Below are 15,736 nucleotides of genomic sequence, written 5' to 3' on the forward strand. Positions count from 1 at the left end.
CCATGCGGAATTTGATGACTTCAGGGAAGTGGCTTGTTATGTATTACGCCTTCTTATAGTGTCATTATTTCACACTATTTGCAATTGTACTTGCGATGTTTTGTAAATTTTCCATAGTGTATTCATTTTGATGTGATTTCCAAACAGCACCGAAACCATCTTTTTCACCGTAGCGTGGAATTAAATGAAGGTGGAAGTGGAACACAGTTTGTCCAGCTTTTTCACCGTTATTGTTAAGTAGGTTAAAGCCAACTGGATTAAACTCTGCTTTAATCGCATTTGCGATTTTTGGAACGACAGAAAAAATGTGTGATGCGATTTCTGGCGTTAACGCAAAAATGTCTTGTTTGTGAACTTTCGGAATAACAAGAGTATGTCCTTTTGTTACTTGACTAATATCTAAAAATGCAAGCACATGTTCATCTTCGTATACTTTTGAGCAAGGGATCTGCCCGTCAATGATTTTACAAAAAATACAATTGTCTGCTGTATGATTCATTGATCTCATCCTTTCAAATATCCTTAGCCGTATTTTACCATAATTACATAAGAGAACAAACACGAAAAACAGGAAGCTGACTCAGCTTCCTGTTTTCTGAAGAGGGATTGAAAAAGCATTATCGTAATTTACGTTTCGCAGACACCTCATTTATTTAAGAAATGCACGGTAAATCGGCTAAAGTTTCTGCCGTAGACACCCCATTTTCAAGTGAAATGAATTGCAATCTTTTTTAAAATGAAATTGTTTATTTTTTAAAACAGTATATGCTCTTTCAGAGACACCCCGTTTCGAAAATGAAACAAATGATCTGGTTATGTGTAAATTTCATTGTCCAACTTGGACACCCCATTTCATGATGACTTCACTATGTTGTTGTACTCATCAATAGGTGGTTGCTTTTTCAATGTGTTCCTTCTTCAATAATTATGATGTCCGCTTTCGGAAAAATATATGCTAATAAATTTAAAAAATTTTTTTGAGTACATGGATACTATGTAGTACAGCATAATTTTTGGTAAGATGAATATAGAATGAATACTAATGAAGAAAGTGGTGTCGTATGAGCGAGTTATTGCGTGTAGAAAATGTTACAGGAGGATATACGAAACGACCTGTATTAAAAGACGTTTCGTTCTCTGTTAATAAAGGCGAACTTGTCGGCTTAATCGGTTTAAATGGAGCTGGTAAAAGTACGACGATTAAACATATTATCGGTTTAATGGAACCGAAAAAAGGAACTGTCACAATTAATGGGAAAACAATTCGTGATGATATGACAGCGTACCGTTCTAGCTTTTCATTCATTCCGGAAACGCCGGTATTATATGATGAATTAACGTTAGAAGAGCATTTGAAATTAACAGCTATGGCGTATGGGGTTGATGAAAAACAATATGAAGAACGTGTAGGACAACTACTACAAGAGTTTCGTATGAAAAATCGTTTAAAATGGTTTCCATCTCATTTCTCAAAAGGAATGAAACAAAAAGTAATGATTATGAGCGCATTTTTAGTGGAGCCATCTCTTTACATAGTAGATGAACCTTTCGTTGGATTAGATCCGTTAGCGATTCAATCCCTTCTTCAAATGATGGACCAAATGAAAAAGAGTGGTGCCGGTATTTTAATGAGCACACATATTTTAGCGACGGCAGAGCGTTATTGTGATTCGTTCATTATTTTGCATCAAGGTGAAGTAAGAGCGAAGGGAACGCTATCTGAACTGCAATCACAGTTTAATATGCCAGGTGCAACGTTAGATGATATTTACATCGCGCTAACAAAGGAAGAAGATTATGAATAGCACAGCGTTATGGAAAGAACGATTTCGTCACTTTCTAAAAGAAGTTCGTACATATAGTAAATACGTATTTAATGATCATTTGAAATTTATTTTCGTGTTCATCATTGGTGCGGGAGCGTATTATTATCAGCAATGGTTACAAACGTTAACACCTTCGTTTCCGGCGGCGCTCGTAATGGCAGTATTAATTGGACTCGTGTTAACGGCTGGATCCATTCAAACATTATTAAAAGAAGCGGATCTCGTTTACTTACTGCCAGTTGAAGAAAAGTTAAAACCTTACTTCACAAAGGCATTTCTTTTTACATTTATGATTCAGTTATACATAATCGCAATCGTAGCAGCTGCGCTTGCTCCGTTATACTTCCAACAAATGAAGCAAACAGGAGCTGGCTACATATGGATCGTACTTGCATTTGTCATTGTAAAAGCGTGGAATTTATTTGTAGCGTGGGAAAAGTCATTTTTAACAGATCAAAATATACAAAGAGCGGATTGGTTCATTCGTTTTATCCTAAACGGTTTATTTGTATATTTCCTTGTAGAACGTACTTCAGTTCTTTTCATTGGTGGAATCGTCCTTCTCATGGTGTTATACCTTGCTATCATGCATCAAATGGTAAAGGGAAAGCCACTAAACTGGGAGTATTTAATTTCTGAAGAAGGTAAGAAGATGATGCTGCTATACCGCATCGCGAACATGTTCGTTGATGTACCAGCATTAAAAGAAAGAGTAGCACGCAGAAAATGGCTCGATTTCATTCTTTCGATGATTGGTGAAAAGCGTACATATTTATACTTATATACGAGAACGTTTTTAAGATCAGGTAACTATTTTGGATTATATGTGCGTTTGCTTGCTCTTGGAGGAGTTATTCTTTACTTCATTCCATTTTTATACGGGCGATTTATCGTAAGTTTTATCTTCCTATATTTAATCGGCTATCAGCTATTAACTTTATGGAAACATCACCGCATGAAGATTTGGCTTGATTTGTATCCGGTAGGGGGAGAAGAGAAGAAGAAAGACTTTCTTACTTTATTAAACGCGATTCTAATCATAGGGAGCGTAATCTTTACAGTTATATTTGCACTAGCAACGAAAGATTTCATGATGACAGGAATTTTACTTATCGTAAGCATATTATTTAGTATCGGTTTCGTTTACCAATACGGGGCGAAGCGCATTGAGCGTTTAAATTGAAAGGAATGAACCTATGATTACATACGAAGAGAAGGTTATAAAAGAATTGGAGCAGTGGAAAGCTACATTCATGAAAGATTCTTCTATGATGACACGGTTCTCCAAAAAAGTGCAGACGAAAGTGCAACAGCTCATTCCGGCGAAAGTACAAAAGGTATTAACAGAGACGATTCGTATGATGGTGCAAACGATCAGCGCCGGGTCAAACTTTATAAAGCCGAAGCTAAAAGAGACGACATGGTCACTGCAAAGACGTGACGATGAAGTTCGTAAAAAAATGGATGAGTATAAAAAAATAGCAGCGGCAGAAGGGGCAGGGACGGGGGCTGGCGGTATTCTCCTCGGTCTTGCTGACTTTCCGCTTTTACTCGGCATTAAAATTAAATTTTTATTCGATGCAGCGACATTGTACGGATTTGATACGAGCAACAAAGAAGAGCGCCTTTTTATCCTTCATGTTTTTCAGCTTGCCTTTTCAAGTGACGATCACCGAAAAGAAATATGGAAAGCAATAGAAACGTGGGATACAGAAGAAGAAAATCATATGGACTGGGAAAAGTTCCAAACAGAGTACCGAGACTATATCGATTTAGCCAAAATGCTGCAGCTCGTACCAATAATCGGTGCCCCGGTAGGCGCATATGCGAACTATCAACTACTGCAAAGACTCGGAGAAGTGACGATGAATTGTTATCGTATGCGATTGCTGAATAGGGATTAAAAAGAAGGCGTCCTACATGTGTAACGTAGGACGCCTTTTCTTAGAAGCCAAGTCCGATATAGCTAACTCCAACTATAATCAATACGATAAAAAGTACAATGATTAATGAAAATCCGCTCTTACCAGCTTGTCCTGCTTCACCGCCGCCATTACCACCAAGTCCCATATGATATCCTCCTTATTGTTATATGTTGCTTTTACTTTATAACTTTCTGTATTTTCTGATAAACACCTTCTGTAGTGCTAACTAAATTGAAAATCATTTCGTTTTGTTTTATAATTTACTTACCGACCGGTAAGTAAAAATAAGTGAGGTACAGTATGACGAAGAATTTACAAACATCGCAAAACATTGTAGAGGCTTCATTTAAACTTATGGCAGAACACGGCATTGAGAAGATGAGTCTTTCCATGATTGCGAAAGAGGTAGGTATTTCAAAACCGGCTATTTATTATCATTTTTCTTCTAAAGAAGCGTTAATCGATTTTTTATTTGAAGAAATTTTCTCTGGATATCATTTCGTGAGTTATTTCGATAAAGAGCAATATACGAAAGAAAACTTTGCAGAAAAGTTAATTGCTGATGGTTTACATATGCTCTCTGAATATGAAGGGCAAGAAGGGATATTACGCGTTATCAATGAATTTATCGTAACTGCATCGCGAAATGAAAAGTATCAGAAACGCTTATTTGAAATACAAGAAGATTTCTTAAATGGTTTCCACGATTTATTGAAGAAAGGCGTAGAACTTGACGTAGTGTCACAACATGAAACGGAAGAAAATGCTCATACGCTAGCACTCGTGATTGATAATATGAGCAACTATATGCTCATGGGATTCCAGTTAAAGTATAAAGAAATTTGGATTCGAAATGTGAAAAACGTCATGAAGGAGGAGTAAAGATGAAAATGCAAAAAAACTGGTGGCTCGGTTTTCTTGGATTTATTGGGGTTTATAAAATACCAGGTATGATTGAAGCTTTTCAAGCGGATGGAAATTGGATGAAGTTAATCGGTTTCATTTGGCTACTTTGGTTCGGATATTTTATTCCTGAGAAGAAAGAAGATTGAATTTCAATTTTCTGTAAAGTTACGTAAAATATAGATTGAGAGTATTTATATATTAGATTACTAGATTTGGAGTGGTTACATGGATCCATTGAAAAATGAAATTCACCCTGACATGGTCAAGGTGTGGAAAGCGCGTTCTTTAATTGGGCTAGGAATCAGTATTATAGTCATTTTGGCATATCTTTTCTTTATGATTAAGTTTAATTGGTGGGCTTGGATTTTCTATGTGCTCATCGGATTAACAATTGTATATACACCGTTTGATTACTTTACGTTTCCGAAACTACGTCAACGTTATTACAGCTACCAACTAAATGAAGAAGAACTTGAAATTCAGCATGGTCTTTTCGTCGTAAAGCGCGTATTAGTACCGATGATTCGTGTGCAGCACGTTACGATTGAACAAGGGCCAATTATGAGAAAATACGGATTAGCAGAATTACACATTTCAACAGCGGCAACTTCTCATAGCATCCCAGGTTTAACGATGTATGAAGCTGAAATGTTGAAAACGAAAATCGCAGAATTAGCGAAAGTGAGTGATGAGGATGTATAAGAGGCAGCATCCAATCACGATGTTATTAGAATTAAAAATAACAGATTTTATACCACTCATTATTTTTCTTTTTAGCTTAAGGGGAAAGTTTCCATTTTGGTATTTAGTTCCTATTGGTTTTGCGTTGATCACAATTATTTCAGCTATCGTAGGCTGGTATTACAAAGTATACTGGGTCGAAAATAACGTATTACATGTGAAACAAGGTCTCTTTGTGAAAAAGGAGAGCTACTTAAATAAAGAACGTGTTCAAACAATTAATACAAGTTCTAACGTACTATACCAAATGCTCGGTTTGAAAAAAATTCAGATTGAAACAGCTGGCGGGGGCGATGAAGCAGAAGTTAGCTTAGCTGGAATTACGGTAGAAGAGGCGACGGAGCTTATTACTTTGCTAAATGAGCCAACTCCAGAAGTGAAAGCAGAAAAAACGTTAGACGAAGCAGCAGAAAATACAGTAGAAAAAGCAATTGTTACAGAGGAAAAACAAACGACAGAGTACAAGTTAACGTGGAAAGAGATTTTAATAGCGTCTGTTACATCTGGTCAATTTGGAGTATTGTTCTCTTTAATCTTTTTCGTTTATCACCAAGTAGATGAGTATATTCCGAAATGGATAAAAAATAGTGTGACGTCATATGTAATGGACCACGATATATATGGCTGGATTTACATGGTAGCTATTTTACTTGTCGTTTCTTGGATGATATCTACAATTGGCTACGCGTTAAAACACGGTAACTTCACAGTGAATCGAAAAAATGATGAAGTCCGTATTTCGCAAGGGTTACTGGAGAGAAAAGAACTCGTACTAAAATTGCACCGCATTCAAGGGATTACGATAAAAGAAGGCATTTTACGCCAACCGTTCGGTTATTGTGCTGTGCAAGTAGAAGTCATTCAAAGTGAAGGGAAAGAAGAAAAAGTTACACTGCATCCTATCATTCGAAAAGATCGAGTGCAACAATTACTCGCGCATTTACAATTACCATACGAACTGAATGCAAATATTACTTCGTTACCAAAAGCAGCATTGCGCCGCTATCTCATTGATAGTTTTATCTTTTTCGCTATGCTCGCAATCCCGCTTACTGGAATAAGCATATACTTTGAAAAGTATTACATCATGTGGGCATTACTACCGCTCGCAATCCTTATCTTTACACTTGGATACGCAACATTTAAAACAAATGGCTACAGTGTTAACGGAGAACAAATTACACTTGTCTATCGTAGCGTCGGAAAATATACAGGACTTATTAGAAGAAGACACGTCCAATCAATGGAGAAGACACAATCATATTTCCAGCGCCGTGCGGATTTATGTACGTATAAGTTTTCGAGTGCATCATCTAGTTATAAAATAGAGCATACGAGAGTAGAAGATGCGGAGAGAATGCAGGATTGGTATAAGAAGAAAATAAATGAGATGTAACTTGAGAAAGCTTGCCTATTATGAAAGGCAGGCTTTTTTGTTATAGGGAAAAGAGTCGTTTAATCCATATATTAGTACAACTACAGCACACATGTATCAATACGTATGAAAAAAGGTAATATGCTTCTGTTTTAGGAAAATATGTGGGATTTTTGATATAAATGGTATAATAAAATGGAAATAGTATTAGGAGGTTATATATGATAAGTCAGTTGAAAAGAGAAGCACTTGATGCATTAAAAGGAAGATGGGGACTAGCGGTAGGGGCAACCTTATTAATTGGAATCCTTATTGGAGCTGTTGAAATGCTAACAACAGGTATTTTCTCGATATTTTGGGGTTGGGAAGAAGCAAGTGATTCACTTACAGTAAGTATTATAGTAATGCTTGTTATTGGTCCATTAACAATAGGTGCCTATTATCTTGTTTTAAATGCAATTCGTGGGACTGATGCTCGCATTGGTCATATATTTAGATGGTTTAGCGATGAAAGTAAGTTGATGAAGTCGTTTTTAACATATTTACTAATGTATGTATACTTGACTCTATGGACATTACTTCTTATTATTCCAGGTATTATTAAATCATTTTCTTATTCTATGACATATTTTATTTTGAATGATCATCCAGAATATACAGCGAATCAAGCGATTACTGAGAGTCGTCATATGATGAATGGACATAAAATGGATTACTTTTTACTATGCTTAAGTTTCTTAGGTTGGTTCATTTTAAGTATTCTTACTGTAGGAATCGGTTTCTTATGGTTAGCACCTTATTTCTACGCGACATCAGCCGCATTTTATGAAGAGATTTCAAAAGAATATTATAAAAAAGAAGGCACTACTTTCTAATAAAACATATAAACTATCTACCCTAAAGAATGTAGGGAGCAGATAGCAGATGGTTTAGGTGTTTTGATATTTGTCCTATTTTCGGGATTCACTTCAGGATAAGGTATAGATTTTTATATAGAAATGCTACCCTCTATGTTTTATCATAGAGGGTTATTTTTTTATGTAAAAATGATAGGAAATAATGAATAATATATGTAAAGAAAAAAGCGAGGTGAATGAGAGTGAGCAAATTTTTAATACCGTATTCATTTTCTATATTAAGTTTCTTTATTTCAGCAACAGCACTTGATTTATATGATAGGATGGGAAACGATAGTGAGCTGGTTTCGCCGAACATAATTGGAAAGATAATTCAATCTACTGCGCAAATGGGAGTCCTTACATTGTATTTCGGAGTACCTATTATTTTAGGTGGCTGTCTACTTGGTGAGCTATTGTTTAGAGGTATCATTTTACGATTTAAACTAAGCTATATTATATCTTTATTATTATATCTATTTTTAGCTTTTAGTATTGTTTTCGTAACGGTAGGCATTCCAACTACATATGAAGATTCTAATACATTTTTCATGGGGATAACTATGATTTGTGCTGTTACATTCTTTGTGAGTCGGAATATATGGGAAAACAAGTTAATAATGGAGTGACAAAATGAAATACACCTGTCCATGTTGCGGATATAAAGTTTCACTTTATTGGATCAGTTAGAAAACCGACTAGTGAAGATGTGAAGGATGCTAGTTGGCAGCGAATTTGTTAAGTAGAATGTTATTACTCAATTTAATGGGAGTAATAACATTTTTTATTTAGTACTGAAAGAATTACTGCTGTCTTAAAGTAATAAGAAGGAATAAATCGGTAAATTTTATTAATGGATATATTTTCAATAAATACAAAAGTATAGATGTATAGTCAGCTTTGTGTATTTAATGTTATCATATTGAATGATATGGAAATTTTTAATAGAATAAGTAACTAAAAATTCAAAGGTAATGAAGCTTTTGTTGTATAAAGAAAATACTTAGTAGTAATCAACAATATTAAAAATAAGATTCGTATTTATATAAATTTAGTAGAAATGGGGTTTTAAAAAGGAATGAGTATAAGCATAACGCGGCAAAAGATTTTGGCGGCCGCTTCTCAAATTGTACAATGTAAAGGGGTTGCTAAATTAACTTTAGAAGCAGTGGCAAAAGAGGCGGGTTTAAGCAAAGGTGGATTATTGTATCACTTTTCAAATAAAGAAGCTTTAATAGAAGGTATGATAGTCCGAGGGGTAGAGGATTATGAAGGGGCCATTTACAATAAAGTAGCGGAAGACTCAGAGAGGAAAGGGAGATGGGTTCGCTCTTTTGTAGAGGAAAGATTAAGTAATGAGAGAAGAACAGAAGAGTTGTCTAGCAGTATGATGGCAGCACTCATGTTAAAACCTGAATTACTTGAGCCATTACAACAATCATTTCAGCAACTGCAAAAAAATATAGAAAATGATGAGATAGATTCAGTTTGTGCAACAATTATTAGATTAGCAGCAGATGGATTATGGTATTCGGAATATTTAGGGGTTGGAAGACTAAGCCCCGAGTTAAGAGAAAAAGTGATTCAAGCTCTTATTAGTAATTCATATAAATAGAATATACGAACTATATAATGAGAAAATAATTCACCATTGCTTCTTTAATGTAGTGGTGAATTATTTTTTTTATTAGAAAAATAGAACAATTTTATAGAGTATTGAATTATAACCGTCCAGACGGTATAGTAATATTTGGTTTAAGAGGAAAATGAAACAAAAAAAGAATAAAAGATATTTTTAGCACACTATTCGAAAGGATAGGCCGCAAAGCTTAGAGTCTACGGTAATACATATTGGTTACTAAGATCGTCTGGTTGCACATTTTTGATGCAACCGGACGATCTTTTTTTGTTATATAAATATAAAAATTTAGGAGGGAACTATGCAAATGAAAAGTACTAAAAGACATATTTCAATGGTTTCATTAGTTTTTCTAGTATTATTTTCAGTGCTGAATGTGTGGGCTCCAGTTATTCAAGCTGCTGTTATGAAAAGTCCAGTGGACGAAATTAATATTTCCCGTACTGATGGCACGACATCTGAACCATATCAAGCCTCAGATGGTATGAAAGTAGAAGTGAAGTGGTCAGCTAAAGAAAAAATAAAAAGTGGAGATCAATTCACAATTGATATGCCAAAAGAGTTTCGAAAAGACCTTATGAATATGAGTTTTCCTTTAAAAGATGCTGAAGGAAAAACAGTTGGTACATGTGAGATGAAAAAGGGTCTATTAACGTGTACTATGGGTGATTACGTAGAAGGAAAGAACAACATTAAAGGTTCTTTATTCGTAGAATTCTACTTTGGTCTAGAAGCATATGATGGTGTTAAAGAAATTCCATTAGAATTTAACGTTGATGGTCAAATCGTAAATAAAGAAGTAAATGTAAGTAATACGACAGAGAGACCGAAGCCACAACCCAATACGGAAAATCTATTGAAATGGGGTTCTTATAATCAAGAAGATCCGTCTATTGCTGATTGGCTTGTATATGTAAATGCAACTGGAACAGAAATGCAAGATCTTAAATTAACAGATACATTAGGACCTGGGCATGAGTTAATTACAGACAGCGTAGTATTAGAAGAGGCTGTATTTGAAGATGGTTATGCACCAACAAATATTAAGCCAGCAAATTTATCTAACATTAAAATAAATGCAACAAAGACTGGATTTACAATTGAATTTCCAGACAGTTCAAAAGGCTATATTTTAAGATATAAAACAAAGGTTACAAATCCTGCTGCAAAACCTCATAAAAATACTGTGAAATTAGAAGGTAAAAATATTAAAACTGAAGAAAAAGTAGGACAAGTATTTGTGAGTGGTGGGGGAGGATCTGGTTCAGGTGACAATAATCCACCTAGCATTGAAAAAAATATAGTTGATGAGAATGGCAAGCTTGTAGAGAATGAGCAGCTAACACAAATGGATCAAGTTATTCAATACCAAGTTGGTACACATATACCGAACGATCCTTCTAAATACACATCTATGGTAATTAGTGATGATTTAGAAGATGTTTTAGAAGTATTAGAGGCAAAAGTGTATGATAAAAATGGCCAAGATATTACTTCTAAAGGGACGTTAAATATAGATAAACAAAGAAGTGAAGTAACATTTACGTTTGGTGAGAATTTTGATTATAAGTCATATGAAGACCAGATAATTAATCTTAGTATCAAGGCGAAAATTAAAAATAATGCAGACTTATCTTCTTACGTAGATAAGAAGATTCCTAATAAAGCGGAATTACATTTTGATGATAAAACATTAACATCAAAAGAAGTAACTATTACACCGCCTGAAGCTCCAAAAGATGGTACAGTATCGCTTCATAAAATAGATTCTGAGAATCCGAACAAAGGGTTAAAAGGTGCCGAATTTGAAGTTCGAAATAGTGCAAATGAAGTTGTTGCAAAACTGACAACGGACGAAAAAGGTTTTTCAGTACCTCAAACTTTAGCTCCTGGGACGTATAAAGTTTATGAAACAGTAGCACCAGAAGGATATCAAAAATTAACAAGCCCAGTAGAGGTTACACTTCAAGCTGGAGAAACAAAAACAATTGAAATTAAAAATACTGTGCAAAAGGGTCAAATTGAAATAAAGAAAATTGATTCGGAAAATGGTGAAAAACCATTAGCAAATGCAGAGTTTGATATAGTAAAAGACGGTGTAGTAGTCGAACATATTGTTACAGATAAAGATGGTAAGGCAATCTCTAAACCGTTAGCACTAGGAAAATATATTTTAAAAGAAACGAAAGCGCCTGAAGGCTACCAATTAAAAGAAACAGAGTTCGAAGTAAGTGTAACAGGGGACGGCATATTCCCAATACAAGTGGAAAATGCAATGGTAGACAAAGGTAATATAGAAATTACAAAAGTGGACAAAGAAAACGGAGCAGTATTAGCGGGTGTCGAATTTGAAGTCCAAGATGAGAAAGATGAAGTAGTAAGAAAAGTAGTAACAGATAAAGATGGAAAAGCAAATGTTTCAGATCTATCAGTAGGAAAGTACAAATTAGTAGAGACGAAAAGCTTACCAGGTTATAAAAAGCTAACAGAACCAGTACCATTTGAAATAAAAAAAGGTATGACAAAAGCTTTAGCAATAAAAGTAGAAAACGAGCAGTTAGACAAAGGCTCAGTAGAAATTACAAAAATAGATAAAGATAGTCAAAAAGTATTAGAAGGCGTAGTCTTCGAAGTGCAAGATGAGCAAGGAAAAGTAGTAACAGAAGTAAAAACAGATAAAGATGGTAAAGCAAAAATCTCTGATTTATCAGTAGGGAAGTACAAATTAGTAGAGACGAAAAGTTTACCAGGCTACAAAAAGCTAACAGATTCAGTATCATTCGAAATTAAAAAAGGTATGACAACAGTCCTATCGTTGAAAGTAGAAAATGAACAGTTAGATAAAGGTTCAGTAGAAATTACAAAAATAGATAAAGACAGCAAAAAAGCATTAAAAGGCGTAGTTTTTGAAGTGCAAGATGAAGCTGGAACAGTAGTAAAGGAAGTAAAAACAGATAAAGATGGTAAAGCAAAAATCTCAGATCTATCAGTAGGAAAGTACAAATTAGTAGAGAAAGAAAGTTTACCAGGCTATAAGAAACTAACAGATCCAGTATCATTTGAAATCAAAAAAGGCATGACCGAAGTTCTATCATTAAAAATAGAAAATGAAATGGTAGATACGGGAAATATAGAGATAACAAAGATAGATAAAGATAATAAAGCACCGTTAGCGGGAGTAACATTCATCGTCCAAGATGAAAAGGGTAATGAAGTTACAAAAGTAACGACAGATAAAGATGGAAAAGCAAATGTTTCAGATTTACTTGTAGGAAAGTATGAATTAGTAGAGGTAGAAAGTTTACCTGGTTATAAAAAATTAGAAAAACCAATATCATTTGAAATCAAAAAAGGCATGACCGAAGTCCTATCATTAAAAGTAGAAAATGAAATGGTGGATACAGGGAATGTCGAGATAACAAAAATAGATAAAGATAGTAAAGCACCATTAGAAAATGTTGTATTTGAAGTACGTGATTTAAAAGGAAAAGTAGTTGCGAAAGTAACAACGGATAAAGAAGGAAAAGCAAACGTTTCAGATTTATCTATCGGGAAGTATGAGTTGGTAGAAGTAGAAACACCGGCAGGATACAAACCACTAGAAAAGCCAATTTCATTTGAAATTGAAAAGGGTAGAGTAACAGCGCTAAAGCTAACAGTAGAAAATGAATTAGTGGATACAGGAAATGTAGAAATTACAAAAGTAGATAAAGAAAATAAAGATGCTTTAGCTGATGCAGTCTTTGAAATTCAAGATGAAGCAGGGCAAGTAGTCGCTAAAATAACGACAGATAAAAAAGGACAAGTACAAGTTACTAATTTATCAGTCGGCACATACAAGTTAGTAGAAGTAAAAGCACCAAAAGGATATAAACAATTAGTAGATCCGATTACTTTCCAAATTGAAAAAGGCATGACAAAATCTCTTGCTTTAACAGTAGAAAACGAAATGTTAGACAAGGGAAATGTGGAAGTAACAAAAGTAGATAAAGATAGTCAAAAAGCATTAGCAAGTGTAGTCTTCGAAGTACAAGACGAACAAGGCAAAGTAGTAACAGAAGTAACGACAGATAAAGAAGGGAAAGCAAAAATCTCAGACTTATCTGTAGGAAAGTACAAATTAGTAGAGAAAAAAAGCTTACCAGGTTACAAAAAACTAACAGAGCCAGTATCATTCGAAATCAAAAAAGGTATGACAGAAGTCTTATCATTAAAAGTAGAGAATGAACAGTTAGACAAAGGCTCAGTAGAGATTACAAAAGTAGATAAAGATAGTCAAAAAGCATTAGCAGGTGTAGTCTTCGAAGTACAAGATGAAAAAGGCAAAGTAGTAACAAAAGTAACGACAGATAAAGAAGGAAAAGCAAAGATTGCTGATTTATCAGTAGGAAAATATAAGCTAGTAGAGGTAGAGAGCTTACCAGGATATAAAAAACTAGCGAAACCAGTATCATTTGAAATCAAAAAAGGTATGACAGAAGTCTTATCACTAAAAGTAGAGAATGAACTAGTAGACAAAGGCTCAGTAGAAATCACAAAAGTGGATAAAGATAGTCAAAAAGTATTAGAAGACGTAGTCTTCGAAGTGCAAGACGAACAAGGAAAAGTAGTAACGGAAGTAAAAACAGATAAAAATGGTAAAGCAAAAATCTCAGACTTATCTGTAGGAAAGTACAAATTAGTAGAGAAAGAGAGCTTACCAGGCTACAAAAAACTAACAGAGCCAGTATCATTCGAAATTAAAAAGGGTATGACAGAAGTTCTATCATTAAACATAGAAAATGAAATGGTAGATACGGGAAATGTAGAAATTACAAAAATAGATAAAGATAATAAGGCACCGTTAGCAGGTGTAGTCTTTGAAGTTCAAGACGACAAAGGCAAGGTAGTAACGAAAGTAACGACAGATAAAGCTGGAAAAGCAACAGTTGCAGATTTATCAGTAGGAAAGTACAAGTTAGTAGAAGTAGAGAGTTTACCAGGCTACAAAAAATTAGAAAAGCCTGTACTATTTGAAATTACAAAAGGTATGACAAAATCTTTAGCGTTCACTGTAGAAAATGAAATGGTAGATACGGGGAATGTAGAAATCACAAAAATAGATAAAGACAGTAAAGCACCATTAGAAAATGTTGTATTTGAAGTACGTGACTCAAAAGGCAAAGTAGTTGCGAAAGTAACAACGGATAAAGAAGGAAAAGCAGACATTTCAGATTTATCTATTGGAAAGTATGAGTTAGTAGAAGTAGAAACACCAGCAGGCTACAAACCACTAGAAAAGCCAGTTTCATTCGAAATTACAAAAGGTATGACGAAAGTCTTATCATTGCAAGTAGAGAATGAACAGTTAGACAAAGGTTCAGTGGAGATTACAAAAATGGCCGCTGAAAGCAAGGAAGTCTTATCAGGAGCTGTGTTTGAGGTTCATGATGAAAAGGGAAAAGTAGTAGTGAAAGTAACAACAGATAAAGATGGAAAGGCAAAAATCACAGATCTATCTGTAGGTAACTACACACTAGTAGAAGTAGAAGCACCAAAAGGATATGAAAAATTAACTAATCCAATTCCATTTGAAATTACAAATGGAATGATAAATGCAGTTCAATTAGAAGTATTAAACAAATTGAATCATTTAGCGCCACCAGGCCCAGAAACACCAGATCCAGAAAAACCTGGAACACCAGATCCAGAAAAACCTGGAACACCAGATCCAGAAAAACCTGGAACACCAGATCCAGAAAAACCTGGAACACCAGATCCAGAAAAGCCTGGAACACCGAATCCGGAGAAACCTGGAACACCGAATCCAGAAAAGCCTGGAACACCGAATCCGGAGAAACCTGGAACACCGAATCCAGAAAAACCTGGGACACCAGATCCAGAAAAGCCTGGGACACCGAATCCAGAGAAACCTGAAAAAGAATTACCGAAGACAGGGCAGAAAATGCCTGTGGAACCATATATGGGAGCACTTCTTGTAATGATGAGTTTTGGATTACTCATATTAGGTAGAAAACAGCAGAGATAATAAAGGTGAAAAGGTATTCTCAAAGTATTTGAGGATACCTTTTTTAGCATAAAAAAAAGCATCTAGCAAAAGTACTAGATGCAAATAAAAACACAAGGGAAGACAAAGTTCTTCCCTTTTCCCGTATGTAATTATATCAAAAAATTTATAAAAAACTAGCTATATTTAAAATATAATTTTAAAAAAAGTTATATACATAAATAATTGCAATACGCGCAGTTTTATCTTTCTGAAAAATCTATTTCTTTATTTTTGAATATTAAGACTAATGTTTATAAATCTTCAGATAATTAGAAAAAATACCCGAAAGGATATATAATATTGCTTAATAAATAATTTTAATGAATTACGTATATTTCATTTGGTGTATTAATTGAATATCATAATTTTTAATTTTATT

13 protein-coding genes and 1 riboswitch are annotated in these 15,736 nt (G+C 34.5%); of the genes, 11 read left to right on the forward strand and 2 right to left on the reverse strand.

The features are described from left to right. Positions 1-64: 64 nt before the first annotated feature. Positions 65-499 carry an HIT family protein gene (locus DN407_RS05315; RefSeq protein ID WP_001016835.1) on the reverse strand — a complete coding sequence of 145 codons (435 nt, stop codon included), beginning with the start codon at positions 497-499 and terminating at the stop codon, positions 65-67. 562 nt (positions 500-1,061) lie between these two features. Between DN407_RS05315 and ecsA the strand changes: the two genes are divergently transcribed. From ecsA to ecsC, 3 genes are read left to right on the forward strand one after another with little or no spacing between them, the layout of a single operon-like run. Beyond that, entirely contained in the window at positions 1,062-1,805 is a 744-nt protein-coding gene (ecsA, locus tag DN407_RS05320; RefSeq protein ID WP_001292603.1) for an ABC transporter ATP-binding protein EcsA, read from the forward strand. Beyond that, the gene (ecsB, locus tag DN407_RS05325) at positions 1,798-3,009 is read left to right on the forward strand and encodes an ABC transporter permease EcsB (RefSeq protein WP_001089101.1); all 1,212 of its coding nucleotides are present in this window, start codon (positions 1,798-1,800) and stop codon (positions 3,007-3,009) included. The genes ecsA and ecsB overlap by 8 nt, the downstream gene beginning before the upstream one ends. A 13-nt stretch (positions 3,010-3,022) precedes the next feature. Then, entirely contained in the window at positions 3,023-3,730 is a 708-nt protein-coding gene (gene ecsC / locus DN407_RS05330; RefSeq protein WP_000634139.1) for an ecs operon protein EcsC, read from the forward strand. A gap of 40 nt (positions 3,731-3,770) precedes the next feature. On the opposite strand, the gene DN407_RS05335 is transcribed toward ecsC, so the two are convergent. Beyond that, positions 3,771-3,896: a YjcZ family sporulation protein gene (locus DN407_RS05335; RefSeq protein WP_000522755.1), complete on the reverse strand. Its 126-nt coding sequence runs from the start codon at positions 3,894-3,896 to the stop codon at positions 3,771-3,773. A 155-nt stretch (positions 3,897-4,051) separates the two neighbouring features. Between DN407_RS05335 and DN407_RS05340 the strand changes: the two genes are divergently transcribed. From DN407_RS05340 to DN407_RS05370, 8 genes are all read left to right on the forward strand, one after another. Then, complete coding sequence (locus tag DN407_RS05340) at positions 4,052-4,633, forward strand: TetR/AcrR family transcriptional regulator (RefSeq protein WP_000164831.1); 582 nt, start codon at positions 4,052-4,054, stop codon at positions 4,631-4,633. 2 nt (positions 4,634-4,635) lie between these two features. Then, positions 4,636-4,803 (forward strand): hypothetical protein, encoded by a 168-nt coding sequence (locus tag DN407_RS31520; protein ID WP_000783813.1) that lies wholly within the window; start codon positions 4,636-4,638, stop codon positions 4,801-4,803. Between the two features lie 79 nt (positions 4,804-4,882). Beyond that, the gene (locus DN407_RS05345; RefSeq protein ID WP_030023743.1) at positions 4,883-5,359 is read left to right on the forward strand and encodes a PH domain-containing protein; all 477 of its coding nucleotides are present in this window, start codon (positions 4,883-4,885) and stop codon (positions 5,357-5,359) included. Then, the gene (locus tag DN407_RS05350; RefSeq protein ID WP_000278201.1) at positions 5,352-6,794 is read left to right on the forward strand and encodes a PH domain-containing protein; all 1,443 of its coding nucleotides are present in this window, start codon (positions 5,352-5,354) and stop codon (positions 6,792-6,794) included. The genes DN407_RS05345 and DN407_RS05350 overlap by 8 nt, the downstream gene beginning before the upstream one ends. 200 nt (positions 6,795-6,994) lie before the next feature. Then, positions 6,995-7,648 (forward strand): DUF975 family protein, encoded by a 654-nt coding sequence (locus DN407_RS05355; RefSeq protein ID WP_149216083.1) that lies wholly within the window; start codon positions 6,995-6,997, stop codon positions 7,646-7,648. 224 nt (positions 7,649-7,872) lie between these two features. After that, positions 7,873-8,298 carry a hypothetical protein gene (locus tag DN407_RS05360; RefSeq protein ID WP_002098741.1) on the forward strand — a complete coding sequence of 142 codons (426 nt, stop codon included), beginning with the start codon at positions 7,873-7,875 and terminating at the stop codon, positions 8,296-8,298. 449 nt (positions 8,299-8,747) lie between these two features. Next, entirely contained in the window at positions 8,748-9,284 is a 537-nt protein-coding gene (locus DN407_RS05365; protein ID WP_000028010.1) for a TetR/AcrR family transcriptional regulator, read from the forward strand. 172 nt (positions 9,285-9,456) lie between these two features. After that, a riboswitch (cyclic di-GMP riboswitch) is annotated at positions 9,457-9,549 on the forward strand. 60 nt (positions 9,550-9,609) lie between these two features. Then, the gene (locus DN407_RS05370) at positions 9,610-15,336 is read left to right on the forward strand and encodes a SpaA isopeptide-forming pilin-related protein (protein ID WP_149216084.1); all 5,727 of its coding nucleotides are present in this window, start codon (positions 9,610-9,612) and stop codon (positions 15,334-15,336) included. Positions 15,337-15,736 lie beyond the last annotated feature (400 nt).

This window comes from Bacillus sp. JAS24-2 (assembly GCF_008274905.1).
Classification (GTDB): domain Bacteria; phylum Bacillota; class Bacilli; order Bacillales; family Bacillaceae_G; genus Bacillus_A; species Bacillus_A cereus.